23 protein-coding genes, 1 tRNA gene and 1 other RNA gene are annotated in these 23,369 nt (G+C 68.7%); 8 read left to right on the top strand and 17 right to left on the bottom strand.

From position 1 onward, the window contains the following. Positions 1-20 precede the first annotated feature (20 nt). The 5 genes from ABZX61_RS09515 to ABZX61_RS09495 all read right to left on the bottom strand — a co-directional run bounded on the left by ABZX61_RS09515 (position 21) and on the right by ABZX61_RS09495 (position 3,907). A complete protein-coding gene (locus ABZX61_RS09515; RefSeq protein ID WP_355193016.1) occupies positions 21-1,079 on the bottom strand; it encodes an aspartate-semialdehyde dehydrogenase in 1,059 nt (352 codons plus the stop codon). Further along, the gene (locus ABZX61_RS09510; RefSeq protein ID WP_350724080.1) at positions 1,076-2,350 is read right to left on the bottom strand and encodes an aspartate kinase; all 1,275 of its coding nucleotides are present in this window, start codon (positions 2,348-2,350) and stop codon (positions 1,076-1,078) included. Before ABZX61_RS09510 ends, ABZX61_RS09515 begins: the two co-directional genes overlap by 4 nt. A gap of 84 nt (positions 2,351-2,434) precedes the next feature. After that, positions 2,435-2,962, bottom strand: coding sequence for a DUF5063 domain-containing protein (locus ABZX61_RS09505; protein ID WP_355193014.1), 528 nt, complete (start codon positions 2,960-2,962; stop codon positions 2,435-2,437). Next, positions 2,955-3,554 (bottom strand): recombination mediator RecR, encoded by a 600-nt coding sequence (gene recR / locus ABZX61_RS09500; RefSeq protein WP_355193012.1) that lies wholly within the window; start codon positions 3,552-3,554, stop codon positions 2,955-2,957. The genes ABZX61_RS09505 and recR overlap by 8 nt, the downstream gene beginning before the upstream one ends. A 2-nt stretch (positions 3,555-3,556) precedes the next feature. Further along, on the bottom strand, positions 3,557-3,907 hold the full coding sequence (locus tag ABZX61_RS09495; RefSeq protein WP_350724084.1) for a YbaB/EbfC family nucleoid-associated protein: 351 nt from the start codon (positions 3,905-3,907) through the stop codon (positions 3,557-3,559). Between the two features lie 308 nt (positions 3,908-4,215). Here ABZX61_RS09495 and ABZX61_RS09490 point away from each other — a divergent pair, with 308 nt between their 5' ends. After that, positions 4,216-5,625, top strand: a complete 1,410-nt coding sequence (locus tag ABZX61_RS09490; protein WP_355193010.1) for a GAF domain-containing protein — start codon at positions 4,216-4,218, stop codon at positions 5,623-5,625. A 125-nt stretch (positions 5,626-5,750) separates the two neighbouring features. On the opposite strand, the gene ABZX61_RS09485 is transcribed toward ABZX61_RS09490, so the two are convergent. Further along, the gene (locus ABZX61_RS09485) at positions 5,751-8,246 is read right to left on the bottom strand and encodes a DNA polymerase III subunit gamma and tau (protein ID WP_355193008.1); all 2,496 of its coding nucleotides are present in this window, start codon (positions 8,244-8,246) and stop codon (positions 5,751-5,753) included. Positions 8,247-8,277: 31 nt separating this feature from the next. Then, an RNA gene (gene ffs, locus ABZX61_RS09480) (signal recognition particle sRNA small type) lies at positions 8,278-8,373 on the bottom strand. A gap of 86 nt (positions 8,374-8,459) precedes the next feature. Here ffs and ABZX61_RS09475 point away from each other — a divergent pair. After that, a tRNA-Ser gene (locus tag ABZX61_RS09475) sits at positions 8,460-8,544 on the top strand. 81 nt (positions 8,545-8,625) lie between these two features. Here the strand turns inward: ABZX61_RS09475 and ABZX61_RS09470 are convergent. From ABZX61_RS09470 to ABZX61_RS09430, 9 genes are all read right to left on the bottom strand, one after another. Then, a complete protein-coding gene (locus ABZX61_RS09470; protein ID WP_355193006.1) occupies positions 8,626-9,867 on the bottom strand; it encodes a site-specific integrase in 1,242 nt (413 codons plus the stop codon). Between the two features lies 1 nt (position 9,868). Continuing rightward, positions 9,869-10,108 (bottom strand): helix-turn-helix domain-containing protein, encoded by a 240-nt coding sequence (locus tag ABZX61_RS09465; RefSeq protein WP_355193004.1) that lies wholly within the window; start codon positions 10,106-10,108, stop codon positions 9,869-9,871. Then, positions 10,105-11,256, bottom strand: a complete 1,152-nt coding sequence (locus ABZX61_RS09460) for an AAA family ATPase (protein WP_355193002.1) — start codon at positions 11,254-11,256, stop codon at positions 10,105-10,107. Before ABZX61_RS09460 ends, ABZX61_RS09465 begins: the two co-directional genes overlap by 4 nt. Continuing rightward, positions 11,253-12,137: a bifunctional DNA primase/polymerase gene (locus ABZX61_RS09455; protein ID WP_355193000.1), complete on the bottom strand. Its 885-nt coding sequence runs from the start codon at positions 12,135-12,137 to the stop codon at positions 11,253-11,255. Before ABZX61_RS09455 ends, ABZX61_RS09460 begins: the two co-directional genes overlap by 4 nt. Before the next feature lie 23 nt (positions 12,138-12,160). Continuing rightward, positions 12,161-12,412, bottom strand: coding sequence for a hypothetical protein (locus ABZX61_RS09450; protein WP_355192998.1), 252 nt, complete (start codon positions 12,410-12,412; stop codon positions 12,161-12,163). A gap of 142 nt (positions 12,413-12,554) precedes the next feature. Then, positions 12,555-14,792 (bottom strand): cell division protein FtsK, encoded by a 2,238-nt coding sequence (locus ABZX61_RS09445; protein WP_355192996.1) that lies wholly within the window; start codon positions 14,790-14,792, stop codon positions 12,555-12,557. Further along, the gene (locus ABZX61_RS09440) at positions 14,789-15,007 is read right to left on the bottom strand and encodes a hypothetical protein (protein ID WP_355192994.1); all 219 of its coding nucleotides are present in this window, start codon (positions 15,005-15,007) and stop codon (positions 14,789-14,791) included. Before ABZX61_RS09440 ends, ABZX61_RS09445 begins: the two co-directional genes overlap by 4 nt. 13 nt (positions 15,008-15,020) lie before the next feature. Next, complete coding sequence (locus ABZX61_RS09435; protein ID WP_355192992.1) at positions 15,021-15,956, bottom strand: hypothetical protein; 936 nt, start codon at positions 15,954-15,956, stop codon at positions 15,021-15,023. Between the two features lie 191 nt (positions 15,957-16,147). Beyond that, entirely contained in the window at positions 16,148-16,414 is a 267-nt protein-coding gene (locus ABZX61_RS09430) for a WhiB family transcriptional regulator (RefSeq protein ID WP_355192990.1), read from the bottom strand. A 543-nt stretch (positions 16,415-16,957) separates the two neighbouring features. Between ABZX61_RS09430 and ABZX61_RS09425 the strand changes: the two genes are divergently transcribed. Next, positions 16,958-17,797: a GntR family transcriptional regulator gene (locus ABZX61_RS09425; protein WP_355192988.1), complete on the top strand. Its 840-nt coding sequence runs from the start codon at positions 16,958-16,960 to the stop codon at positions 17,795-17,797. Further along, complete coding sequence (locus ABZX61_RS09420; protein ID WP_355192986.1) at positions 17,797-18,501, top strand: HAD family hydrolase; 705 nt, start codon at positions 17,797-17,799, stop codon at positions 18,499-18,501. Before ABZX61_RS09425 ends, ABZX61_RS09420 begins: the two co-directional genes overlap by 1 nt. Positions 18,502-18,572: 71 nt before the next feature. On the opposite strand, the gene ABZX61_RS09415 is transcribed toward ABZX61_RS09420, so the two are convergent. Beyond that, positions 18,573-19,010 (bottom strand): GntR family transcriptional regulator, encoded by a 438-nt coding sequence (locus ABZX61_RS09415; protein ID WP_355192984.1) that lies wholly within the window; start codon positions 19,008-19,010, stop codon positions 18,573-18,575. 96 nt (positions 19,011-19,106) lie between these two features. On the opposite strand from ABZX61_RS09415, the gene ABZX61_RS09410 reads away from it, so the two are divergent. The 4 genes from ABZX61_RS09410 (at position 19,107) to ABZX61_RS09395 (ending at position 23,365) form a co-directional block, all read left to right on the top strand. Beyond that, positions 19,107-19,751 (top strand): hypothetical protein, encoded by a 645-nt coding sequence (locus tag ABZX61_RS09410; RefSeq protein WP_355192982.1) that lies wholly within the window; start codon positions 19,107-19,109, stop codon positions 19,749-19,751. Positions 19,752-20,192: 441 nt separating this feature from the next. Then, positions 20,193-21,413 (top strand): hypothetical protein, encoded by a 1,221-nt coding sequence (locus tag ABZX61_RS09405; RefSeq protein ID WP_355192980.1) that lies wholly within the window; start codon positions 20,193-20,195, stop codon positions 21,411-21,413. A 594-nt stretch (positions 21,414-22,007) separates the two neighbouring features. Further along, positions 22,008-22,574, top strand: coding sequence for a hypothetical protein (locus tag ABZX61_RS09400; protein WP_355192978.1), 567 nt, complete (start codon positions 22,008-22,010; stop codon positions 22,572-22,574). A 14-nt stretch (positions 22,575-22,588) separates the two neighbouring features. Further along, positions 22,589-23,365, top strand: a complete 777-nt coding sequence (locus ABZX61_RS09395; protein WP_355192976.1) for a class I SAM-dependent methyltransferase — start codon at positions 22,589-22,591, stop codon at positions 23,363-23,365. The last annotated feature ends 4 nt before the right edge of the window (positions 23,366-23,369 follow it).

Raw genomic sequence — 23,369 nt, 5'->3', positions numbered from 1 at the left:
GTCACACCATCCGGATGAGGTTACAGCTCGCCCGCGACCAGCTCGGCGATCTCCGCCGCGTTGAGCGCCGCGCCCTTGCGCAGGTTGTCACCGCACACGAACAGGTCGAGCGTGTTGGGGAAGTCGATCGCCTGACGGATGCGGCCCACGTAGGTCGGGTCGTTGCCCACCACGTCGAGAGGCGTCGGGTAGACCCCGTTGGCCGGGTCGTCCATGAGGACCACCGTCGGCGCCGCCTCCAGGACGCGGTGCGCGTCGGCGACCGTGATCTCACGCTCGAACCGCGCGTGCACGGCCAGCGAGTGAGTCGTGATCACCGGCACGCGCACGCAGGTCGAGGAGACCTTGAGGTCGGGGATGCCGAGGATCTTGCGGGACTCGTTGCGGAGCTTGAGCTCCTCGGAGGCCCAGCCGCCGTCCTTGTAGGAGCCGGCCCACGGCACCACGTTGAACGCGATGGGCGCGGGGAACGGCGAGTCGTCGGGCAGCTTGTTGGCCAGCACCTTGCGTACGTCACCGGCCGCCTGGCCGATCGTGCGGTCGCCCGCCAGCGCCTCGACCTCGTCGTAGAGCCGCGCCGAACCCGCCACGCCGGCGCCCGACACCGCCTGGTAGGAGGCGACGACCAGCTCCGTGAGCGTGAACTCGGCGTGCAGCGCCCCCATGGCCGCCATCATCGACAGCGTCGTGCAGTTGGGGGTCGAGATGATGTTGCGCGGCCGGTTGCGCGCGTCGAGCGGGTTGACCTCGGGCACGACCAGCGGCACGTCCGGCTCCATCCGGAACGTCCCCGACTTGTCGATCACGATCGCGCCGCGCTCGGCCGCGATCGGCACCCATACCGCCGACACCTCGTCCGGCACGTCGAAGATCGCGATGTCGATGCCGTCGAACACCTCGGGCGCGAGGGCCTGCACCACGACGTCCTCGCCGCGCACCTGGAGCACCTTGCCCGCTGAACGCGGCGAGGCGACGAGACGGATCTCGCCCCAGACGTCCTCACGCGACGACACGATGTCGCGCATGACGGTGCCCACGGCGCCGGTGGCGCCGATCAGGGCGAGAGTAGGCCTGCTCATCGTCCACTACCTCCGTACACCGTGGCTTCGACCTGGTCGGCGTCGAGCGAGAACGCGCGGTGGGCGGCCTGCACGGCCGTGTCGACACCGTCCTGCTCGACGACCACCGAGATGCGGATCTCCGAGGTGGAGATCATCTCGATGTTGACCCCCGCGTCGGCGAGGGCCGCGAAGAACGTCGCCGTGACGCCGGGGTGCGAGCGCATGCCCGCGCCGATCAGCGACACCTTCCCGATCTGGTCGTCGAAGAGCAGCGACTCGTAACCGATCTGACCCTGGATCTTCTTCAGCGACGCCAGCGCCGTCTGGGCGTCGGCCGTCGGCAGCGTGAAGGAGATGTCCGTGCGGCCCGTGGCCGCGGCCGAGACGTTCTGCACGATCATGTCGATGTTGATCTCGGCGTCGGCCAGCGTTTTGAAGATCGAGGCAGCCTCTCCGACCTTGTCGGGGACCCCGACAACTGTGATCTTGGCCTCGCTCCGGTCGTGTGCGACGCCGGAGATGATCGGCTGCTCCATCTCGGTTCCTTCGGTGTAAGGGTCGGAGACGACCCAGGTGCCTTCCTTGGTGCTGAACGAGCTGCGTACGTGAATCGGCAGGTCGAACCGGCGAGCGTATTCGACGCAGCGCAGATGCAGGATCTTCGCGCCGCACGCGGCCATCTCCATCATCTCGTCGTACGAGATCCTGGGGATCTGCCGCGCCGCCGGCACGATGCGGGGGTCGGCGGTGAACACGCCGTCGACGTCGGTGTAGATCTCGCACACGTCGGCCTGCAGGGCCGCCGCCAGCGCCACCGCCGTGGTGTCGGACCCGCCGCGGCCCAGCGTGGTGATGTCCTTGGTGTCCTGCGAGACGCCCTGGAAGCCGGCCACGATCGCGATGTTGCCCAGGTCGATCGCCTCACGGATGCGGCTGGGCGTCACGTCGATGATGCGCGCCTTGCCGTGGATGGAGTCGGTGATCACACCTGCCTGCGAGCCGGTGAACGAACGGGCCTCGTGGCCGAGGTTGGCGATCGCCATCGCCAGCAGGGCCATCGAGATGCGCTCGCCCGAGGTCAGCAGCATGTCGAGCTCGCGGCCCGGGGGCAGCGGCGACACCTGCTCGGCCAGGTCGAGCAGCTCGTCCGTCGTGTCGCCCATGGCGGAGACGATCACGACCACGTCGTTGCCGGCTTTTTTCGTCGCGACGATCCGCTGCGCGACCCGCTTGATGCAGGACGCGTCGGCGACGGACGAACCACCGTACTTTTGCACAACGAGCGCCACGAGAGTCTCCCGGTTTGGACTGTGAGCTGCCAGTCTACTGGGGGCTTCTCAGGAACCCGATGGGCTGTACCACTATCTGGACGATCAGACGGTCGTCTCCTCGGCGACGTCCAGACGCGAGTGCGCGGCCAGGGCCTGGAGGGCACGCATCGCGGCGCCCGCGTGGTTGCCCCAGGTGTTGAAGTAGGAGTACTGCCACCACCAGAGCGCCTCGTGGGGCCGACCCGCGTGGTAGTGGCGCAGGCCGTGGATGAGATCGGCGGCGACCGCGGTCAGGTCGTCCGAGAGCCGGTAGGGCGTGACACCGGTGTCCTTGTACGGGTCGAACACCTCGGCGTAGTCGTCGACCGGCCGCAGCCGCTCGGCCAGCGAGGTGCGGACGCCGTCGATGTCGGGGTCCTCGCTCATGGCCGGCTCGTAGTTGCCCGCGAGGATCACGTCGCGGTTGGCCCCGAGCTTGGCGCCGGCCAGGCTGACCTGCGCGACCTCCACCAGCAGCAGCGACCAGATGGCGTCGCCGCCCTCGCCGCCGGCGACCCTGGTCAGGCCGTCGACGTAGTCCTGCGCGTGCCCGGAGATCTCTTCGGCCAGCGCATTCCACTGGTCAGACATCCAGCAGCCTCCGTCCTTCGAAAGCGCGGCCCAAGGTCACCTCGTCGGCGTACTCGAGGTCACCGCCCACAGGCAGACCGCTGGCCAGTCGTGTCACTTTGATGCCCATCGGCTTGACCAGACGGGCGAGGTAGGTAGCCGTCGCCTCGCCCTCGAGGTTGGGATCGGTGGCGAGGATGAGCTCGGTGACCCGACCATCCGCCAGACGTGTCATGAGCTCGCGGATGCGCAGGTCGTCGGGGCCGACTCCGTCGATCGGGCTGATCGCGCCGCCGAGCACGTGGTACGTGCCACGGAACTCGCGCGTCTTCTCGATCGCGACGACGTCCTTCGACTCCTCCACCACACATATCACGTGGGTGTCGCGGCGCGGGTCACGACAGATCCGACACTCCTCTTCGGAGGCCACGTTTCCGCAGACGCGGCAGAAACGGACCTTCTCCTTGACCTCCAGCAGCGCGTGCGCGAGCCGCTTGACGTCGGCCGGATCGGCCGCCAGCAGGTGGAACGCGATCCGCTGCGCGCTCTTGGGACCGACGCCGGGCAGCTGGCCCAGCTCGTCGATCAAGTTCTGGACGACCCCCTCGTACATGCCTAGAACCCTGGCAACTGTCCGAGGCCGCCGCCACCCAGCCCCTGGGCCAGCGGGCCGAGCTTCTCCTGCTGCAGATCGGCCGCGGCGCGGACGGCGTCGCGGACGGCCGCGATCACCAGGTCGGCGATCGTGTCCGCGGTGTCCTGCGCGTCCCCGGCGTCGATCACGCTCGGGTCGATCCTGAGCTCCAGCAGCTCACCTGAGCCGTTGACCACGGCCGTGACAAGGCCACCGCCCGATGAGCCCTCGATCTGCGCGTCGTTGAGCTCCTGCTGGGCGCTCACAAGCTGCTGCTGCATGAGCTGGGCCTGCTCCAGCAGCTGCTGCAGGTTGACATCCCCTGGGTTCACCGTCGTGCGCTCCTCGTGGCTCCGGTTCTTGACTGCCACGAGCCTACGGGGTTTGGGCGTCGTCCTGTACTGGTGCAGCCCTACCTGGGATGTTTTTTGGCCGGATCTCGGCCCCCCTCCAGCGTCCGAGACCCGGCCACCACGTCGGCGGAGCGGCCGCACCACGCCGACGCGTTGCCACAAGAAGTTAGCGACCCTGACGTTGCACACACGTTGCGTTCATTCAATCACCCTGTGCAATCCCCCCTTAGGGGTTGCGCGGATTGCCCGCAGGACGGATGCTCTTTGTTGACTACTTGGAGTGACCGATGAGTTACGCAGACCTCGACGCGTACTCGCGCCTGCTACGCGGAGCGCACGAAGCGGCGGCGGCCGGCCGCGTGCCTCCGGAGCTGCCCCGCCGCCTGATCACCGCCTCCTGGGAGCGGTCGCTGGAGGCCGGGATCGACCCGGAGGGCAAGAGCGCGCCCCTGATCTACGACCTTTCCCACATCAAGGACGTCCGCCAGGCGCACCCGTTGCAGCCGTTGCTGCCCCTCATCGCCCAGACGCTGTCCAGCCTGGCCGACGAGGTCCTGATCATCACCGACGGCGGCGGACGGGTGCTGTGGCGCGAGGGCAACCACGCGATCATGCGCCGGGCAGACCAGATCGGTCTGGCCGACGGGCACCAGTGGGCCGAGGGCACGGTCGGCACCAACGGCATCGGCACCGCGCTCGAAGCGGGCCGGCCCGTGCACGTCTACTCCGAGGAGCACCTCATGCGGGTGCTGCACATCTGGTCGTGCAGCGCCGCCCCGATCACCGACCCGGACTCGGGCCAGATCGTCGGCTGCGTCGACGTCAGCGGCACCTCGCGCAGCCTGCACCCCGCGACCGTCGCGCTGGTCGCCGCCACGGCCAAGCTCACCGAGACCCAGCTCGCGCTGCGCATGCACGAACGCGACGAGCGCCTGCGCCGCCGCTTCGAGTCCCTGCGCGGGCGGCCCGGGGTCCTGCTGTCGGCCACCGGCCGCGTGCTCTCCGGCGACCCGGCCGGCTCCCTGGGCGAGCGCATCCGCCTGTCCGGCCGGCGGGTGATACTCCAGGACGGTTCCGCCGCCGTGCTGGAGCCGTTCTCCGACGGCTTCCTCCTGCGTCTCACATCCTCCGCGGCGCCTCCCACGCTCGCCCTGTCCTTCCTCGGCGAGGGGCAGCCGGTGGCCACGTTCGGCGAGCTCGACCGGCCGCTCTCGCTCCGGCACGCCGAGATCCTGGCCCTGCTCGCATTGCATCCGCACGGGCTGACGGCCGAGCAGCTCTCGTTCCACCTCTACGGCGACGACGGCAACCCGGTGACCATCAGGGCGGAGATCCACCGGCTGCGGGCCCAGCTCGGGGAGGCCATCGCGGCCAAGCCGTACCGGCTGACCTGCCCGCTGGAGGCCGACTTCCTGGAGGTACGCCACCATCTGTCGGCCAGCGACTCCCGCGCGCTGGCCCGCGCGTACCGGGGCCCGCTGCTGCTCCGCTCGGAGTCGCCGGAGATCCGCCGCGAGCGGGACGAGCTGGAGGCGCAGGTACGCGTGTGCCTGCTGCGGCACGGGTCGCCGGACGAGCTGTGGACGTACGCGCAGACCTGCAGCGGCCGGAACGACTACGAGGTCCTGGAGCGCCTGGCCGCCCTTCCCTCCACCGACCCCCGCTCCGCGGCCGCCCGCTCCCGACTCTGCCCCTGACGCTCAGGCGCTGCCTCAGGCGCGGTCTTCCAGCGCGATCTCAGGCACGGCCTTCAGTGCGGCCTCCGGCACGATCTCCGGCACGGCCTTCGGTGTGGTCTCAGGTGCGGCCTTCGGTGCGGCCCTCAGGCGTGATCGATCTCGCCGATCACCCGGGCGCCGAGCTCGCGCTCCAGCAAAGCCATGCCGGAGACCGCGTCCACGTCGGCGTCGACGTCGTTCAGGGGGTCGACGTCGTCCGACTCCGGGCCCTTGTCGCGGCTGGGGACGCTCTCCGGCCAGGCCGCGGCGCTGCCACGGGCGGCCGGAACGCGCGGACCCGCCTGGGCCGCGGCCCGCGCCGCCGACTTCGCGGCGGCCATCCCGCTGCCGACCGCGACGACGGAGACGGTGTTCGTGGGGTCGGGGGCCGGCGGTGAGCCGGGGCTGAGGTCGTCAGGAGCGTCGGGCCAGGACTCGTCCGTGGTCTGACGTCCGGTGGACCCGGCCGCGGGGTGGCCTGGGCCGGCCTCCTGGGAGTCCCCGTCCTCGTGGGACCCGCCGTGGGAGGCCGTACGCCCCTGGGAAACGTGAGCCCCCGGCTGGGCGCCCGCCCCACCCTGGGCACCGGCAGGTCCAGGCACGCCGGAGGGGGCGGAAGGCGGACCGGCCGAGCCGGAGGCGGCGTGCGGACCGGTCGAGCCGGAGGAGGCAGCGTGCGGGCCGGCCGAGCCGGGCGCCGCGCCATGACCTCCCGCCGCCGCGCCATGACCTCCCGCCGCGCCCTGACCGCCCGCCGGGCCGCCGTGCGCGGGCGGGCGGGGAGCGCCCCGGGACGCGGAGCCGCCGCCGGGGGCCGGGGAGCCGCCGACGACCGCCTCGACGCGCCACGTGCCGCCGAGCACGTCGCCGAGCGCACCGGCCACGACGGCGTCCTTGCCACCGCCCGTGAAGTTCTTCATCGCGCCGACCTGGGTGAAGCCCAGTGTGACGAGGTTGCCTTCCACGCCCACGACCTGGGCGTTGGTGCTCACGTTCGCCCAGACGACGATGCTGCGCTGCTTGAGCGAGGCCAGCACGGCGGCCCACTGCGCCTGCAGGGCCCCCGCCCCGCTCCCGGTGGGAGCGCCGCCACTGGGCTGTCCGCCGCTGGCTGCCTGGGGCGCGCCGCCTGCCGCTGGGGCCGCCTGTGTCACGGAAGGCGAACCGGGACGAGCCGGCTCAGGCCAGTCGTCACCCCCCGCCGCCCCGGAACCGGCGGCAGCCGGACCCTGGCCACCCGCCGCCGCTTCACCCGCGCTCCCAGCACCCGCCGGGGCCGGCGCGCCACCCTGGCCGGACGAGACACCCGGTCGAGGAATGGACACCGAAGCGGGACCGGCCGTACCGGCTGGACCGGAAACGGGCGGGGCGGAGACAGGCGGGACAGAAGCCACGGAAGGGACGGGCGGGGCCGCGACCCTGGCGGCGGCCATCTGAGCGACAGCCCCACCACGCTCCAGCCGCTCTATACGGGCGAGCAACGCCTCCTCACCCTGCGCGGCACCCGGAAGCAGGACGCGCGCGCACATCAGCTCCAGCAGCAGCCGAGGCGAGGTGGCCCCGCGCATCTCGGTGAGACCGGCGTTGAAGACCTCGGCCGCGCGCGTGAGCTCCGCCGGGCCCATCGAAGCGGCCTGCTGAACCAGGCGCTCCAACTCATCGGCGGGCCGGTCGAGCAGCCCGCTCGACGCCGCCTCGGGGACGTTCGCCAGGATGACCAGGTCACGGAAGCGTTCGAGCAGGTCGGAGGCGAAGCGGCGGGGGTCGTGGCCGCCCTCGATGACCCGGTTGACCGCGTGGAACACCTGCCCGCCGGCACGCGCCGCGAACGCGTTGACGACCTCGTCGAGCAGGTCGCCGTCGGTGTAGCCGAGCAGGGAGACGGCCTTGGCATAGGTGATGCCGTCCTCCTCGGCCCCGGCGAGGAGCTGGTCGAGGATCGACAGCGAGTCACGCGCCGAGCCCGCGCCCGCCCGTACGACGAGGGGCAGCGCGGTGGGCTCGAAGGGCACGCTCTCGGAGGTGAGGATCTCCTCCAGCAGCGCGCGGAGCGTCGCGGGCGGCATCAGCCTGAACGGGTAGTGGTGGGTACGCGACTTGATCGTGCCGATGACCTTTTCCGGCTCGGTCGTCGCGAAGATGAACTTCAGGTGCGGCGGGGGCTCCTCGACGAGCTTGAGCAGCGCGTTGAAACCCTCCCGGGTCACCATGTGCGCCTCGTCGATGATGTAGATCTTGTAGCGCGCGGAGACGGGGGCGAAGAACGCCCGCTCACGCAGGTCGCGCGCGTCGTCCACGCCACCGTGCGAGGCGGCGTCGATCTCGATGACGTCGAGGTGGCCAGGACCGGTGGGGGCGAGCGCGACACACGACTCGCAGACACCGCACGGGTCGGGCGTCGGCCCCTTCTCGCAGTTGAGAGAGCGCGCCAGGATGCGCGCGCTGGAGGTCTTGCCACACCCGCGGGGGCCGCTGAACAGGTAGGCGTGGTTGATCCGCCCCGTACGCAACGCCTGCCGCAGCGGGTCTGTGACGTGCTCCTGACCCTTGACCTCGGCGAACGTCCCGGGCCGGTACTTGCGGTAAAGCGCAAGGCTCATGCGACCATCCCGCCTGCGAGGGGGCTCTCAACGAAGAGACCCCTCGCACACCCGCCAGAGCCCGCTTATCCTTGCTGCCTTCCGGCCCTGGGGAGGTTCACAGGATGACGCCGCGCGAGGGGTCCCTGCACAGTCTAGCGGGATGACGCAGTGCTCGCTCCACACCGGAAAAGGTGGTCTGCACACGCCCAGAAGTCCGGTAAGCTCGTCGGCGGAGGATTCGCCTAGTGGCCGAGGGCGCACGCTTGGAAAGCGTGTATAGGGCAACCTATCAGGGGTTCAAATCCCCTATCCTCCGCGCCTGGTTGAGGCAGTAAACGCGAAGGGGCCGACCCCATCCAAGTCGGCCCCTTTCGCTATTCCAGTCTCAGTTTTAGTCTCAGTTGACCTCTTCGGAGGGTTCCTCCCCCTCCTCACCCGCTTCCCAGAGCAGGCCGTCAACCTGCTTGGCCACCGTGTTCCGGATGCCGTCGGTCACGTGCTGATACCGGCGTGCCATGCCGCTACTGGACCATCCCATGATCGCCATAACGGTTCGCTCGGGAACCCCCAAGATCAGCAGCACGGTGGCGGCGGTGTGCCGGGCGTCGTGGAGCCGACCGTCCCTCAGTCCGGCAGATGCCAGGAGATCTTTCCACTCGTGGTAGTCGCTGTAAGGGCTGACGGGGCGACCGGTTGCAGTGGTGAAGACCCAGTCCCCCTCCTCCCAGAGCTGGCGCGCCTTGGCGCGCCCCGCTTGCTGTTCCTCTCGATGCTTGCGCAGTAGAGCGGTGAGCTGAGCCGGGAGTCCGATAGTGCGGCGGCCAGCGCGGGACTTGGTAGCAGCGGTCTCGGCTCTTACCTGCTTGCGCTTGGGGCAGAAGCCCGGCTTGCGACCGCAGTTCTCCTGGCAGCCGTGTTCGTACTTCGGACGCTGGCGCCCCCGGCGTACTCGCAGCTTGCCCTTGTCGAGGTCCACGTCCGCCCACTTGAGCCCCAGCGCTTCGCCTTGGCGAAGTCCCAGCGCCAGCGCCACCGCCCACCGGGCGCTGTTGCGCGGCAGTTCACCAGCCGCCTTGAGCAGCCGCTTCACCTCGTCGATCTCGTACGGCTCCACCTCCTCCTCGGTGAGCGTCGGGGCCTTGGCCAGGGTTGCTGGGTTGGTGGTGATGTGCCCGCGCCGCACCGCGACGTTGAGCGCCGTTCGAACCGTCCGGTGGACGTGATGTGCGGTGCCGGCTGATTTCCCCGACGCCTGGATCTTGGCGTACAGCTTCTCCAGGTGTTCTGGCGTCAGCTTGTCGAGACGATGCGCCCCAATGCCGGGGATCAAGTGGGTGTTGACGTCCACCTTGTAGCCAGAGTGTGTGCTCTCTCTGATGGAGGGCGGGACCGCGATGGTCTCGATCCAGTGAGTGAGCCATTTCGCGACCGTCCAGGTCTGCCCAGCCTTACGAACCTTGCCGCCGTCGCGCTCCTTCTCCAGCGCGCGGACTCGGCGGATGGCCTCTGCCTGCGACTTGACCATGACGTGCCGCCTGTCGGGCTTTCCGTCGTCCTTGACGCCTACGGTGACCCGCCCGTGCCAGTAGCCGTCCTTGCCGAGATAGACGCTCGATGCGCCGTTGGGCTTGCGTCCCATGTCAGCGGCTCCCTTCGAGGAGGTTGTTCACGTAGGCGGCCAGGCACTCGATGGGGACGCGGCGGAGTCGGCCGATGCAGACGGACTCCACTTCGCCGGTCTTCACGAGCTGGTACATCTGCGTCCGCCCGATCCTGAGCCGGTGCGCGGCCTCTTCGACGGTGAGCAGCAAGGGCATGTCCTCCTGGGTGACGGTGTCGGTCGTGTCGAGCCGGACGCTGTCCGGCACGGTGATGGTCATGACGGCGTGTCCTCCTCGTGCACAGGGACAGCAGGGACAGTGGGCAGGGACGTCTGTCCCTGCTGGCTGGCCGCGTTCGTACTGCTCACAGCAAGTTCAGGGACACCAGGGACGACGGGGACACTTTCTTGGGCCGATGTTCCTGGCACCCGGTAGCGGCTGCTGGCGTCCACGCAGAGCTGTCCGTCGCTGGCCATGCGCGGGCAGGTCTTGCGGACGTTCTCGTAGGACAGGCCGGTGCCGTCGGCGATGGCCTTGGGTGTGCTGTTCGGGTTCGCGCGGACGTAGCGGACGATGGTCGCGCGGGTCTCTCCCAGCGTGTGATCCTCAGGCGGGCCGTCCAGCAGGTGCCACACCCCGGCGGCGGGCTGGAAGGCCATGGCGTACTCGGCCTCTTCGACGTCGCGGCCGGTGACGTGCAGCACCCCGTCGGCGGTGCCGCGCTGGCGCTTCAGCACCAGGGTGGCGTCAGCGGCACCGGCCAGGCCGTTGGTGCCGGAGACCTGCTCCAGGAAGTCGTCAGAGCCCATCTTGCGGACGTGATGGACCAGGACGACGGCCACGCCGTAGGTGTCGGCCAAGTTCTTGGCGCGGCTCATGGCGGCGTAGTCGGCGTCGTAGGCGGACAGACCGGGCGGAGTGGTGCCCCGTACCTTGGCGAACACGTCGATGATGACCATGCGCGCGCCGGGGTTGCGTTCCAGCCATCGGGCGATGGCCTGGTCTCCGCCTCTTGGAAGGGTCTCGCACGCGGTGGCCAGGGTCAGGCCGCGTGGTGCGGGGTTGTCTCCCAAGATCTTGCCCATGCGGGACTGGAGGCGGCGCGGCGTGTCCTCCAGCGCCAGGTACAGCACCGGGCCGGGCTCGACCTCTATGGCCTCCAACGCCTTCCCTCCCCCGGCTACGGCGACGGCCGTAGCCAGTGACAACCAGGACTTGCCGACCTTGGGCGGACCGGCCAGCAGGTTGAGCCCTTCGGCGATCACTCCCGGCACGGCCCACTTCGTCGGTGGGAAGGTCACGGACATCAGCTCGTCAGCGGTCCACGAGGTGCGGAACGGCGTCGGCGCGGCTCCTTGGTCACCACCAGGCACGTGGACCACATCACCCGCGACCAGGCGTAGATGAGATGGGCGCTCGCTCGTCATGCGGCCACCGTTCGCGGGCGGCGCGCACCTGCCCGAAGTCCGCTGGCGATGGTGCGCATGGCCGCGCCGTAGGGCTGACCGATCTGCTGGGCAGCGTTGGCCAGCCAGCCTGTGACGTCGGCCTCGGGCAACTCGCCGCCGGCCACGAGCTGTCCGAGCGCTACGGACGCGCGATAGAGCGCGATGTTGTGCCCATGCGGCGGGGAGCTGGTCACGCGTTCCAACTCGCCGGTGATCGCTGCACGTAGGTAAGAGCCGTGTCGGTCAGCGGCCAGAGTGACCAAGACGGGTCTCTGCACGGGCAGTGGCTTGGGTCGAAGCAGCTCTGCCAGCCAGGAAGGCAGCGGGGCGACAGGCGAGGAGTGAAGGACCTCGTACGAGCCATGACCGTCACTGGCGTGAACGCGGCTTCCAGGTCCGACGACGTAACCGCCGACTGCGCGCGTGTCGATCAGCCAGCCCAGCGTGCCTTGGGTGTTGGCCAGAGGCACGTCGGCCGGGGCGCTGAAGTAGAGGTGCAGGCCGCCGCGCCGGGTCCGCACCTGGAAGGTCTCCAGGGGCAGTACCTGCCCCTGCGCGGCGCACAGGGCCGCGAACACGTCGGCACCGTCGTGGATGCCGGGACGATCCCATTCCTGCGGCGGCGTTTGGTCGGGCTTCGGCATGTCGAGGTCGATGACCACGAGTCCCGAAGGGCCGCAAGCCACCCCGACGTTGTACGGCTTGCGCCAGGTGGCCTGGATGATGTCGGGCCGTACGGTGGCGCGCTCTTCCCAGCGGGTGAATCCGCGGGGCGGCTCCTTGCCGCCCGGCGCGAGTGGGAAGACGTGCCAGCCACGAGCGGCGGCGGCCAGGGCGTAGCGGATCGGGTCAGCGGTCATGGCGCTCTCCTGTTCGTGGGTGGTCATCGGGTGCCGTCGGTGTAGAGGCGGCGGGCGAAGTTGTAGGCGTGGCGGCCCCAGCGGAGCCGCAGGCCGGTGCCCTGGCAGCGGCGGCACTCATGGGTGCCACGGCCGATGCGGTTGGGCAGATGGCGCTTGCCGTGGCACTTGCGGCAGGTGCCGAACGGGTGGATCCAGCAGGCGACGATGTAACGGAAGGTGACGAACGCGACCGGGGTCGCGGTGGTGATAGCGAGGAAGGCGACGGGGTCCAAGACAGCCTCCAGGGCCAGTTTCTGGGTGTCGTCAACCAGGGCCGCTAGCGCGCTAGCGGCCTGATCAGGCCAGGTTTTTGGGTGCTAGCGGAGGTGCTAGCGCTAGCAGGGTGAGCAGCTAGCGCTAGCACCCTCCGGACGGTCAGCCGGAGCCGTTCCGGCGGTTACGCTCCGCGATTACGTCGGCCAGATCGTCGAAGCGAATGCCACGCCGGGTGACGGGCTTGCCGTCGATCCGTCGGCCGATGGAGGCGACCGTCACGCCGTGCGGCTTGAGCGCGGTCGTGAGCTGTTCGGAGGCCCAGCCGTTGTAGACGTCGGGCCGCAGCTCGCTGAGGTAGCCGCACAGGGTTTCGTTCCAAGCGCCGTTCTCTCCTGCGGGCCAGACCTTCGCCAGGTCGGCCAGCAGGTCGTACGTGGGCGCGTCCTGGCGGGTCTGGGTGTCGGCTTCGGGCAGTGTTCCGGCGGCGGTACGGAGCGCGATGGCGCGGGTGACGACCTTCTGGGCGTCGTCAGAGTTCACCTCGTACGAGCGGCGGGCGGCCGGGGTGCCCAGGCCGGCCAGGATGCCCCATCCGGCCTCGACGACCGGCTGGAAGACGGTGGCGCGGTAGCCGTTCTTGTACATCGAGGTGCCCAGGATCATGTCGTTGGCGACCTGGTCGGCCACCGACATGCAGTAGCGCGTGTTGACGTTGCGGGTGATGCCGGTCGGCAGGCTGTCCTTGTCCGGGATCTGGGTGCCGATCAGCAGGATCACGCCCAGGGCGCGGCCCAGCTTGATGACCTTCTCGCAGACGTCCCCGGCTTCCTTGCCGTGCTTGGGGTCGAGGAACAGTTCCTGGATCTCGTCGATGGCGACGATCAGAGGGTGCAGCCCTGAGCCCTTGAGGCTGGCCAGTTCCGGAGTGACCTTGTTCTCTGGGGCCTTGCCGAGCGCGGCGTAGTGCGCGATGCGCTTCGACCGGCGCTCGCACTCCGTGTACAGCCAGCGGATCATGCCCGCACAGCGCGCCTTGGTCTCGTCGTCGAAGCCGTTGCCGTACTCGGTGCAGACCGGCTCCAGGACCTTGAAGTCGCCGACGCCCTTGAGTTCGTAGATGCGCAGCTCGGCACGTGGGTCGAGGGCGGCGGCGAGCGTGGCCAGGCGCAACGCGAAGGTCTTGCCGGAGCCAGGCTGGCCACCCACGAGCCAGTTGCGGAACATCAGGGAGGCGTTGACGGTCTCCATGCGCGGCGTGGTGGCGAACGGGAAGGGCTTGAAGACGTCCACCTTGCCGTCACGCAGCAGCGGCCAGGCGGGCTGCTTCGTCTCGGACGCGGGCTGGTAGCCGACCCAGAGCGCCAGACGGCCGGGGTGGCCGGCGCCGGGTTCAGGCCAGACTTGATCCATCGGCAGGCGCATGGCGGACGCCAGGCGACCGCGCCTGGCCACCACATCGGCGGCTTCGACCCCATAGGGCAGGTCGATGATGGCCAGGTGGCCAGGGCCGTCGCGGTGGATCTCGGTCGGGAAGCTGATGGCGTTCGGGTCCTTGCTCACGGCCTGGTTGATGCCGGAGATGCCGCAGTGCAGCAGCGCGCGGCGGACCAACTCGGCGGTGAGCTTGCGGTAGCGCGGTCCCTCGGAGACGCGGTCCGTGATGGGCGCGTCCGCCGGGCGACCGGCCCGTGCGAGCGCGGGCAGCATGGCGGCCAGGGCCATCCACCGCACCCACGTCGGCAGGTCAGCCAGGGCGAACACGATCAGCCCGACAGCGGCCACGATGCTGCCTCCGGCGAGCACGAACCAGCGCCACCGGGACTGACGCTGGCGCTGCTTGTCGAGCTTCAGCCAGGTCTCGGGGTCGTTCCGGTCGGCGGCGTACTGGCGCAGAGCCCAGTTGCCCTCTTCGGCCGTGGCCCAGTGCAGCAGGCGCCCAAGGGTGCCGAACAGGCCGGGGACGGCGTACCAGAGCGTCTTGACCGCGTACTTCGGCGAACGCACGGCGTGGTAGCCGATCACGTAACCGGCGTCTCTGGCCTGCCAAGCGAGCATCGCGCGGATGCCTCGCCAAGTACGAAGCGTGGCAGGGACGATGGGCGCCCGACGCTGGACCTTCCGGGTCACGTACGTCGCATCGTCGTCCGGCGGGTCTACCGGCCCGCCAAGGGTCCGGTCTTCGGTGGCGACGGTCTCGCGATCGAAGAACTCGTCCTCCTCGGCAGGCACGGTGTCGTCGTCGGACGAGCGCACCTTGCGGCGGCTGTCCAGCGGCACGACCTGGCCGCCGTTGTCTTCGGCCTCCGGGTCGGGCAGGTCCGCGAAGCGGAAGTCGTTCAGACCGGTCACCGGAGCGTCGCTGGGCTGGTTTTCCGGTTCGTGCGGGTTCTGGGTCATGATGAGTGCACCTCGTGGCCGTTGCTAGGGGCGGGGTTGCGGGGCGCGACCGGAGTCTTGGCGGATGAGGTCGCGCCCTGCGTGTTGGTGGAAAGGGTCTGGAAGGCCATGTGGATCTGAGCCCGCGTGCGCGGGCCGGTCACCAACATGCGGATGAAGGTGGCCACCGGGATGGCCAGGCAGATGGCCGTTACGATGACGGCGATGTTCAGCACGGATTTCCTCCTTTCAGATGGGGTTGCTGCGCAGGGCATCGCGGACGGCTCGGGCGGTGTCCATCCCGCACCCCAGGGCGCGGCGGAACTTGTCTGCCCCGGAGTCGACGGAGAGCTGTCCCGTGCTGATCAGGCGGCGAGCCTGGATGGTCAGCTTGTCGAGCGTCGCGGCGTTCACCCTGTACGAAGGGCTGGTAGGGGTACCAGACGAGCCGTGATCAAGGCCGGAGAACGCGGCCAGGATGAGGGGCAGTGCGGTGACGACCGCCACCGCGACGATCGGCCCCAGGACGTGCAGGACGAGCCGGGACAGCGAGAAGTCGGCGGCCACCAGCGGCAGGTACGGCCAGGCGTTCATGGCGAGTGTGAGCGCCAGGAACAGCCACTCGATCCGTACGAGCTTGGGGTCGTCGAGCGGTTGGCCTCGCGTGCCGAGATAGGCGCGTGCGCCCACCACGACCAGCAGGGCCAGGGACAGGAATGGTTCGACCAGCCAGGCGAAGATCCAGGCCGGGGACCAGGGCGCGGCACCGTCGGCCGCGAAGTGCTGTACGCCCGCGGTTGACCAGGCCAGCGCGAGCGTGAGCGAGACGAGAGCGGCGGTGACCAGCAGGCGCCGCATCCGGGCGGCCTGCCAGGCGCGCATTTCAGGGTCTTGAGCCAGTGCGTGCAGTCGCGAGGCCTGCTGGGCGGCCTTGCGACGCTTGCGCACCTTGGGCGTGTCCAGCAACAGCGGGGCATCGTCGTCCTGGAGGTCGGCCAGCAGATGTGCTTCGGCCACCTCAGCGCGTAGCTTCCGCACGCGCTTGGTCTCACCGGTCGTCGGCGGCCGGGGCGGCGAGACGGTGACCGAGCTCTGGTTGGCGAGCGCTTCCAGATCGGCCAGCGCGCTGGCCATCTCCTCAGGAGTCGGCTCGTGGGACGGGTCGGGACTGCCGATGGTGCTCATGACGGGTCGTTCCTTTCAGCGGCCGGACTGGGAACGGGCGAGAGTGCGGCAGACCAGGCAGCCGCCGTGCGTGCGCGGGCCGTGGGTACGGCAGAGCTGCACCTGAAGGGCAGCAGCGGTGCCGCAGTGGCGGCAGCCGTACGGACTCTGGGAACGGCGGGTGCAGTCGGAGCACTGGAAGCGGCCGGCCATCACGCCACCGCCTCAGCGGTGATGCCGTTGCGGTCCTCGGGGCTCAGCCCGGCCCAGACGCCGTCGCTCGGGTCGAGCACCAGCGAATAGGTCAGGCACTCCCCCAGCGCCGGGCAACGGCGGCAGATGGCCTTGGCGCGCTGCTCGCGCTCCTGGCGCTCGTCGAAGGTCTCTTCGTCGATGCCGGTGAACAGGTCAGCGGTGTCCGGGCCGCATGCGGGACCGGCGGCCAACACCGCGCCCAGCGGGTCAGCGAAGCGATTCATGCCCGCACCCCCAGACCGTTCAGGAGGTCGGCGAGCGTCAGCCGAGCGCAGGTAGGACAGACAGGCGGGGTGGGAGGTTCAGCGCCGGACAGGCACTCCTCCACTCCCTCGCAGACGATGCAGATGAACTGCACGTCGTGGGTCATGATGAGAACACCTCTCTTGAGGAGGAACCGGGGCGGCTCGTGTCTTGGCGGATGAGGGCCGCCCCGGTGCTTGATGGATCAGCGGATGTGCAGCAGGGCAGATATCCCTGCGTGGGCCGCCTTTTTCGGTGGGAGGCGGTAGCCCGGATTCAGTTCTCAAATGCGCGAGTGCTCCAGCCCGTCGGCGTGCGCCGATGTCGGCGCCTTCCCAGGTCTTCCGGCTGTGCAATGGAGCGATTTGGCCAGGTAGAGCACCAAGTCGCCCGCCATACTCCCTACCTGACCAGGTTGGCTAGGCAGGTTGTACAAGCATCATGTTGGATGGGCTGGCTAGTCATGTCAAGCGTCATGCCTAACTTGCCTAGCAAAGTTGTTCAGGTGCCGCTACGATCGGGGCATGAGACTCGATCCGGACGACCCTCGTCCGCCCTTTCAGCAGGTCGCGACGCAGCTCAGAGCGGCCATCCTTACCAGGAAGTTCGCGCCGGGAGAGAAGCTCCCCTCCGGGCCGGAACTTGCCAAGACCTTCGGCGTGGCGCGCCAGACGATCCAGCAAGCCATCCGCCTACTCCGGGAAGAGGGCCTGATCGTTTCCCGGCAGGGAAGCGGCGTGTTCGTCCGCGAGAAGACCGCCCGCCCCGTCGGCCTGCGACCTCACATCGAGGAAGCGTTCAAACGGCCGGAAGTCTCCATCGACTTCGCCGGATTCTCCGGCGAGACGCTGCACGGGGCGGTGATGGAAGCGCTCGACAACATCCGGGCGGGCCGCCTTACCCCGGAGCGCATCTCCATCCGGCTCCTCCTCCCGGACACCGACCGGCCGTGGTCTCTCCCCTGCCGGGTGGACAACGGGCAGGATGAGCCGCTGTTCAGGCAACGCGCCGAAAAGATCATCTCCAGGCACGCCCAGGCCATCGTGGACTCGGTCCACGAGCTGAGGGATCTCGGCCTGGTGCCGCATGCGTCCGCCGACGTCCGGATCAGCGGAGAACCGCCCCGGTTCAAGATGTACGTGATCAACGGGGAAGAGGCGTTCTTCGGCTACTACGCCGTGGCGGAGCACACCGTGGCGTTGGGCGGGGCGCCGGTCGCGATGTACGACCTGATGGGCAAGGACACCGAGCTGTTCCACTTCGCGCTGAGCGACGGTCCCGATTCGACGTCGGCCCAGTACGTGCAGCAGTCCTCAGTGTGGTTCGACACGGTGTGGAACAGCGTCGGGCGAGAGGTGTCGTGATGGCACTCTCGGGCCCTGACGCCGTACGGGCCGTCATGGGTGAGGCGCGGTGCCTCCTGCTCGACTTCGACGGGCCGGTCTGCGACATCTTCGCGGGACTGCCGGCGTCCACCGTCGCGGCCAGCCTCCGCGCCACGCTGGAGGAGGCCGGCGCGAAGCTCCCAGCGCAGGCCCGCGCCACGGATGACCCTCTGGAGGTCTTCCGGCTCAGCGCCTCCCTCGGCGATGAGCTGAATCAGCTTGCCCTGAGGGCGCTCATGGACCTGGAAGTGAAGGCGGCCGGGACGGCTCGCCTTACTCCAGGCGCGGCGGTTCTGATGGAGCGGGCGCATGACAAGGGCCTGCCCGTGGCCATCGTCAGCAACAACTCGGTGGCCGCGGTGACGACCTTTCTGGACCGCGAGGGACTTGGCGGCCTGGTGCAGTACGTCTCGGCGCGAGCGGCGGCGGATCCCTCGCTCATGAAGCCGAGCCCTTACCTGCTCCAACAGGCCCTCAGGCACCTCGATGCGGAGCCGTCGTCCGCCTTGCTCGTCGGGGACTCGGTGACCGACGTCGAGGCGTCCAAGCTGGCCGGTGTGGTCGCCGTCGGCTTCGCCAACCGGGCGGAAAAACTCGACCGTCTTGGCGATGCAGGGGCCGATCTCCTCGTGACCAGCATGGAGGAGCTGGCGGACGCGCTGACCAAGCCTGAGCGCGCATGAGAGCCCTTCTGGTGAGGTCCCTCATAGACGTCGGGGCAACCTCAATCCTGCCTCTCAAGGCAGCTCAGGGCTCAGTCGTCGCCTTGATCGCTCATGGCCGGACCAGCATCGATCGCCGACCGCGCAAGGATCGTGGTGCGGCCGTCGGTGTAGGTGACGACCAGTACAGGTTCCCCTTCGGGAAGGCCCAGGGTCGTGCGCTCCGCGGCAGTCGGCATCCGGGCCGTGATCCGCGCGGGCTTCTCCAGGCTCACCACCGTGAGCACCGGCGGCGTCCGTACGGTGCTTCCCCGCCGGTTCTCCGTGTCGATGAGCCCTTCGGCACGCAGCAACCGCAACGCCTGGCGAACGGTGGCCTTGCCGGTGCCGAACTCCTCGGCCAGGGCGTCTTCGTTCTTGAGCTTGTCTCCAGGCTGTAGCGCGCCTCCTTCGATCTGGGCGCGCAGAAGGTCAGCCACCTGCCGGTAGAGCGGCGTGAATGAGTTCGGATCAACCTGCACCGTCCCCATGATTCTCGCGCTATAGCGCTTCTGCACCTTTAGGCTATTACGTAATAGCGCAACTATGAGCGCTCGGTGACCAACTCCACACGGAGAAGTTCAGCCATGACCGGGTACACGACCATCCCGTACACGATCGCCTTCGCCAACGAACTAGTGAAAGATCCGATCGCCTTCGAGCCCTGCGCGGGCCGACTGCGCCTGGCCTACCAGCCATCCCAACCTGGCGACTGGATCAAGCCTCCTGGCGCCGAGTCCTGGGAGCTGGGCATCCTCCGCGCCAGGGTGCGCGACTTGCGGAACAAGCCCGACCAGCGCGGATCCGAGCGTATGAGGAAGCTCAACGCGCGGCGGCAGTGGCGATGCATGGACAAGCTGCTGTGTCAGGTGTGCGGCAGCCCAGCAATGGACCCCAAGACGCGCCTGATCCCGTGGCCACTGACCAAGACCGTGTTCGAGCGCACCGGCCTCGACAGCGGCCGCACCAACGCTCCGCCGACGTGTTGGAGTTGCATCCCCAAAGCTCTTGAGGAATGCCCCATGCTTCGAGCGGACTTCACTCTGTACACCGTGCGGGCGGTCGAGAGCGCTGGCGTGCTGGCCGACCTCTACCGGCCAGGGATCTTTCATGAACCTGTCCTGACCGCGCACAACGCTTTCGTCTCGTGGGACGCGCCCCAATACCACCCCCGCACACTGGCCGTCGCCAAGGTGCTGGAGTTGCACGGCATGAAACAGGTGGGTCCGTAGAAGGGCTCTCAGCGTCCCAACTGTCCCAGGCGTCCCCACTCTTGCCATGACCAGGCCAAATGCACTCTCCAGGCTAGGGACAGGTCACCCGGACGCCTGTCCCTCCTGTCCCTGGACCGCCGCGACGTGCCGGAACACGCGAAGATCAAAATAGTGCTTCGCACGTCCCCCATGGCTCTACGCGCCAAGAGCGGCTGTAACACCCAGGGGGCACCTCTAAGGGCGCGTTTGAGAAGATTGTTTATGTTTGGCGTGACGGCGTGACGAGAGGCGTTGATGTGTCAAGTAGGAGGTGCATCCGTGGTACGGGCTTGAGGCCTGCAAACCCCCGAACAGCTCCGCTATCACACGCCCGTCTCGCAGAGCCGTTCCTGCGCAGGCTGCGGTAAAGCGTCAGCTCTTCCGGAACAAGGATCCCGGCCGCTACAGTGACGCCTGCCGGTGATCACGATCATGACTCCAGGGCAGAACGCCTGGAAGGACGAGGAGATGGCGCGACGTGCAGTAAGGATGGGTGCCGGAACGCTGGCGGTCGCGCTGGGTCTCCTGGTATCAGGCACGTGCTGGCATACGCCCGTGGTGATGGCGACGCCGATCGCCCTCGCTGGCCAACCTGCCAGGTCTGCATCCCCTCCAGACGCTCCGCCCTTTGGAAGTGAGCTGCGCGGACCGTTGAAGGGTCACACACGCGGCATCAGCGCGCTCGCGGTCGGCGAGCGCAGCGACGGCACCCGAGTCATCGTCTCTGCCGGCTTCGACAAGACGCTGCGGGTGTGGAACCTCGACACAGGCAAGCCGCTCGGCAGGCCCATCACCGGCCATCACCGGCCGGCGTACGACGTGGCGATCGGTAAGCGCAGCAACGGCACTCCTGTCATCGTCTCCGGCGGTGAGGACGGCACCGTACGGATGTGGAACCTCGACACCGGCAAGCCCTTGGGCAAACCGCTCAGAACCGGGCACGCGCTCGTCCACGCGGTCGCCGTCGGGAAGCGCAGTGACGGCACGCCGGTCATCATCTCCAGCGGCGAGGGCCGCAAAACGGTGGCGCTCCACATGTGGAACCTGAACACCGGCAAGCTCATCGGCAAGCCTTGGTGGGGTCACTTTTCCGGCGTCATGGACATCGAGGTCACCAAGCGCGCCGATGGGTCGCCAGTCTTTGTGACCGGCAGCACCGACGCAAGGATGCGGATCTGGAACCTCGACACGCGTAAACCCATCGGCAAGCCTCTCAACACCTGCTTCACCTGCATGGTGTACGGGATGGCGATCGCGGAGCGCAGCGATGGACAGCGTGTCGTGATCTCGGCGGAGGTCCCGAACTTCCCCCTGGACGAGGGAAGCCCACCAGCGACGCTGCGCATGTGGAGCCTGGAGTCGGGCCGGCCCCTCGGGGAGCCCCTGACGCATGAAGGTAATGCCCACCATCCTGTCGTCGTGGCGACCAAGGACGGTGACGGCACCCCGGTCATCGTCTCGGGTGGCAACGACCGCAACGTGGTGGTACGCAACCTCGACACCGGCCAACCTCTTAGCGGCCCCTTCACCGGCCACACCGACAACGTCAGCGCTCTGGCTGCGGGCACACGCGAGGACGGCACCCCCGTCGTCGTCTCCGGCAGCCTCGACACCACGATCCGGATATGGAGTCTCGCCTGAGCAATCCATCACTGACGCATGCTTTCCGGGAAGTGCCATTTTCTAAGTGTGTGTGCTTGAGATGGACGATCAGCCTCAGTCGCAGACGTAGCGGGTCCCCTGATGTTACAGCCAAATCGTGCACCAGAGCAGTCTCATTTCCAGTCTCAGTTCACCCCCGTACGGAGGCGTTCACCGAGGTCAGCGCAGCCACCAGCGCCGCAGTTAGAGACCCCAATGACCGGCGGTGAACGAGGGTCCTCAGACTTGGAAAGCGTGTATAGGGCAACCTATCAGGGGTTCAAATCCCCTATCCTCCGCGCCTGGTTGAGGCAGTAAACGCGAAGGGGCCGACCCCATCCAAGTCGGCCCCTTTCGCTATTTCGGGCCTTTCCGCCTCCCAGATGAGACTCCCGACCTTTGCTTGGCCACGGTCTGCCGGATGTCGTCGGTGACGTGCTGGTACCGCGCCACGCGGTGTACGGACTCACAGTCTGGCCGGCCGCCATCAGGTGTGACGTCGGAGGCGGTTTTGTCGAGATTCTGTGCACTGAGCGGTTGACGGCATCGCGGCGCTGTCATGATCTCGGAGGCGCCTCACCGATGGGATCCGCGATGCCTACTCGCTCGCTCGTACTGCTGGCCGCCTCGCTCCTCACGGGCTGCCTCGCAGTTCTGGTGCTCGTCCAGGACTCCGACCTGCTGCTCCTGAGGGAGCACCTGAACCATCCGTTCGCGCTCGGCGTGCTGGCCTGCGCGTTGATGACGTTGGGCGCCCTCGGGCTGCGGTGGAGGTGGGTACGGACCACGATCATCATCCTCGCCGGGCTGGGTGCGAGTGCCGCGCTGTTCGTGGGGTTGATCGCCACCGCACTCACCGCTACCGAGGAGGTCGGCTTCGTCGACGGACCGGCGCCGTACCGGGTCCGGCTTCAGCAGTCGGCAGCCGGACTCGGACCGGACGCGATCATGCGGCTCAGCATCCGCAAGGACGACGGGCTCCACAGCAGGGAGTGGTATCTCGGCTGTTTCAGTGGCGACGACCCCGCTGACGCCTTCGACTCGGTCAGGTGGACAGGGCCGAGTTCGGTCGAGATCCGGGTAGTCGACGGGCGAACGTTCCCCGTGGCCTTGGACCCCGTCTCAGGCCGGCCCCGGACCACCGCCTCCGTCGACTGCTGACAGGTGTCCCGTCCGTGGAGGATCTGTTCGGCGGGGCTGCGCCGTACTACGCGAGATACCGTCCGGGCTACGGCCGGGCGGCGATGGAGCACCTGGCGGAGACGTTCGGTGAGGCCAGCCGGGTGCTGGATCTCGGCTGTGGTCCCGGGACGATCGCGATCCCGCTGGCCCGGCGGGTGAGGGCGGTGCTCGCGGTGGATCCGGCGCGGGAGATGCTCGCCGAAGGGAGGCGGCTGGCCGGGGGTGTCGCCAACATCACCTGGGTGCGGGGCGACTCGACCGTTCTGCGGGGGTTGCCGCCGTTCGAGCAGGTGGTGATGGGTCGGTCGTTCCACTGGATGGATCGTAGGTTCGTGCTGACGGAGCTGGACGAGCTGCTGCCGGCCGGCGGCGCGGTGGCGCTGGTCGGTCCGGCGAGGCAGCGGGGAGAGCCGTGGCAGCCGGACTCGCAACCGTGGCAGCCGGTCGAGAGGCGGGTGTGCGAGGAGTTCGGCCTCGACATCCGCACGGCCGCCAACTCCTTCCACGCGACCGGCGAGCACCACCACGAGGTGCTGGCCGCCTCGGCCTTCAGCAGGGTGGAATCCAGGGTGTTCAGCCGGCGGCTGGTCTGGGACGTGGATGGACTGGTCGGGCTTCAGCTCTCCTATTCCTACAGCTCGCCCGCCAGGCTGGGCGACCGTCTGCCCGCGTTCGTCGAGACGCTGCGACGGGCGTTGCTCGCCGACAACCCGGCAGGCCGGTGGGAGCAGGAGCTGGCGAGCGAGGTGCTGGTCGCCAGGCGGCCCTGAGGCG

Source organism: Nonomuraea sp. NPDC003709, assembly GCF_040610775.1.
Classification (GTDB): Bacteria; Actinomycetota; Actinomycetes; order Streptosporangiales; family Streptosporangiaceae; genus Nonomuraea; species Nonomuraea angiospora_A.
Note: the sequence above shows the minus strand (reverse complement) of the source record. Positions and strands in the feature narration are given on the sequence as shown.

Coding starts and splice junctions, on each gene's coding strand:
- ABZX61_RS09400 (WP_355192978.1), top strand. CDS start 22,008: ATGCCTACTCGCTCGCTCGTACTGCTGGCCGCCTCGCTCCTCACGGGC.
- ABZX61_RS09455 (WP_355193000.1), bottom strand. CDS start 12,137: ATGACCGCTGACCCGATCCGCTACGCCCTGGCCGCCGCCGCTCGTGGC.
- recR (WP_355193012.1), bottom strand. CDS start 3,554: ATGTACGAGGGGGTCGTCCAGAACTTGATCGACGAGCTGGGCCAGCTG.
- ABZX61_RS09415 (WP_355192984.1), bottom strand. CDS start 19,010: ATGGGGACGGTGCAGGTTGATCCGAACTCATTCACGCCGCTCTACCGG.
- ABZX61_RS09420 (WP_355192986.1), top strand. CDS start 17,797: ATGGCACTCTCGGGCCCTGACGCCGTACGGGCCGTCATGGGTGAGGCG.
- ABZX61_RS09435 (WP_355192992.1), bottom strand. CDS start 15,956: ATGAGCACCATCGGCAGTCCCGACCCGTCCCACGAGCCGACTCCTGAG.
- ABZX61_RS09430 (WP_355192990.1), bottom strand. CDS start 16,414: ATGAATCGCTTCGCTGACCCGCTGGGCGCGGTGTTGGCCGCCGGTCCC.
- ABZX61_RS09425 (WP_355192988.1), top strand. CDS start 16,958: ATGAGACTCGATCCGGACGACCCTCGTCCGCCCTTTCAGCAGGTCGCG.
- ABZX61_RS09460 (WP_355193002.1), bottom strand. CDS start 11,256: ATGACGAGCGAGCGCCCATCTCATCTACGCCTGGTCGCGGGTGATGTG.
- ABZX61_RS09445 (WP_355192996.1), bottom strand. CDS start 14,792: ATGACCCAGAACCCGCACGAACCGGAAAACCAGCCCAGCGACGCTCCG.
- ABZX61_RS09505 (WP_355193014.1), bottom strand. CDS start 2,962: ATGTCTGACCAGTGGAATGCGCTGGCCGAAGAGATCTCCGGGCACGCG.
- ABZX61_RS09465 (WP_355193004.1), bottom strand. CDS start 10,108: ATGACCATCACCGTGCCGGACAGCGTCCGGCTCGACACGACCGACACC.
- ABZX61_RS09410 (WP_355192982.1), top strand. CDS start 19,107: ATGACCGGGTACACGACCATCCCGTACACGATCGCCTTCGCCAACGAA.
- ABZX61_RS09515 (WP_355193016.1), bottom strand. CDS start 1,079: ATGAGCAGGCCTACTCTCGCCCTGATCGGCGCCACCGGCGCCGTGGGC.
- ABZX61_RS09485 (WP_355193008.1), bottom strand. CDS start 8,246: ATGAGCCTTGCGCTTTACCGCAAGTACCGGCCCGGGACGTTCGCCGAG.
- ABZX61_RS09470 (WP_355193006.1), bottom strand. CDS start 9,867: ATGGGACGCAAGCCCAACGGCGCATCGAGCGTCTATCTCGGCAAGGAC.
- ABZX61_RS09490 (WP_355193010.1), top strand. CDS start 4,216: ATGAGTTACGCAGACCTCGACGCGTACTCGCGCCTGCTACGCGGAGCG.